At 41.3% G+C, this 1,659-nt stretch carries 2 protein-coding genes; both read right to left on the bottom strand.

Annotated features, from left to right (window positions below):
* Positions 1–570 (bottom strand): hypothetical protein (locus NZM04_08270; protein MCS7064017.1); only part of this gene is annotated, 570 nt, incomplete at its 3' end.
* A 390-nt stretch (positions 571–960) separates the two neighbouring features.
* The coding region (locus NZM04_08265; GenBank protein MCS7064016.1) for an alpha/beta hydrolase at positions 961–1,659 on the bottom strand (699 nt) is incomplete at its 5' end.

The following is a 1,659-nucleotide window of genomic DNA, read 5'->3' as shown; positions in this document are numbered from 1 at the left end:
TTGAGCTGCTTTGACCCTCTCATCTTTGTTGTTCGAATTCCAAATGTTGTCTCCTCCCCATCTAAACTCTTCTCCTGCATTAACTCCATCCCATACATCATTTACCCCCTGAGACCTTAATTCATTGGCTAGACTACTATTCACATTTATCCATTCTGCTGATTTGTCATAAGTCCCATGAAGAATAATGGTTAATCTCCCACTCGGATCCACGCCATTCACCGGATCATTATTCGCGTAACTGTAGAGGCTTATATCTGAGGCGTGGCCTAGGGGATCGGCGGAGAGGAAGCGCGCGGTGGGATAATGATACAGCCTTGCGCCCATGTGAATCACATCGCCTTCCGTGCGATACCCCCGCCAGCCGCTGGCTTCATGCAAGCCCACACCCTCCCCAAGCCGCTTCTTTACTGCTTCGCGCGAGGGGCCGTAACCTAGATAACGTGTCTCTTTCCACGTCATCACGTTGTTATAAACATACCCCACGCTATGTCCATACGCATCATTCACGTTCCACCTTGCCACCGCACTCCCTCCCGTCCCCCTTCCTTCCTCGATCCAGCCCGACATAGGTTTAAAATTCATTACTCTTTCTTTGAGATCTTCCCATCTGAAGTAGCAGTGCTCTTACCGCTACAAATATCACGCCGATTATTGGACCTGTAAGAGCCATATATATATAGGCTTTAACTTCATTAAGAAGGGTATATACTTTAAACTTATTATCCTTATCTATTTTGTCATAGCATTCTTTTGGGTATTCTATATATGGTGGAAGACTCTGAATTATCGAGATCATCACGATGCAACAAATCGAAGCTAAATAATGAACTTCAGAAGGCAGAAAACTATTAAGCTTGTCTCCACCCCCCAATGGGACAAATAAAACTCTACATGACATAAAAAAACAATATGAAAAATAATGATGTCGATATAATAAACCTTCGTAACATATTACTGTTATTTATGATTATTGTTATTGTTCTGCCCTATCAGAAAATTAGAGTAAAAATAACTTGTTGAGCTACTTGTAAGCAAACCGTGCTGATTCACTCCTAAAATAGAGGTTCCACTTATCCCTGTAAGATTCATATTCACTAATTTTGTTGACGAAGGAATTCCATTCGGATTCGGTGTCGAGGATAAATATCCTGATGTTCCAAATACTGCAAGGCCAGTTTGCACTTTATCATTATTGTCATAGACATTTACCCAAGTATTTACTCCTCCATCTTTAGGTGCATATGGATATGCTAAAGAATTGAATAGATTTATCGCTGCTTGAGGTGTGTTTGATGTATAAGTGCCAGATTCAGATTGGCTATAATGTGATATAGAGTTTCCAATTGGAATAGTCTCATGGGGTGTTCCTAGTGTTATCAACGTATTGATTTTCAATCCATATTGCGTCGCCATGGTTGCCACATTGCCACCATGACTATGAGCTACTACATTTATTGGTTCATTCCCAGTAGGATCATTTTTTGCACGCCATTCATTAACCCATTTGACTAACTCTTGAGCTGCTTTGACCCTCTCATCTTTGTTGTTCGAATTCCAAATGTTGTCTCCTCCCCATCTAAACTCTTCTCCTGCATTAACTCCATCCCATACATCATTTACCCCCTGAGACCTTAATTCATTGGCTAGACTACTATT

The sequence above is a fragment of the Candidatus Methylacidiphilales bacterium genome (assembly GCA_025056655.1).
GTDB lineage: Bacteria > Verrucomicrobiota > Verrucomicrobiia > Methylacidiphilales > JANWVL01 > JANWVL01.
The sequence above is the reverse complement of the archived record's forward strand: the minus strand, read 5'-3'. Positions and strand labels throughout refer to the sequence as shown.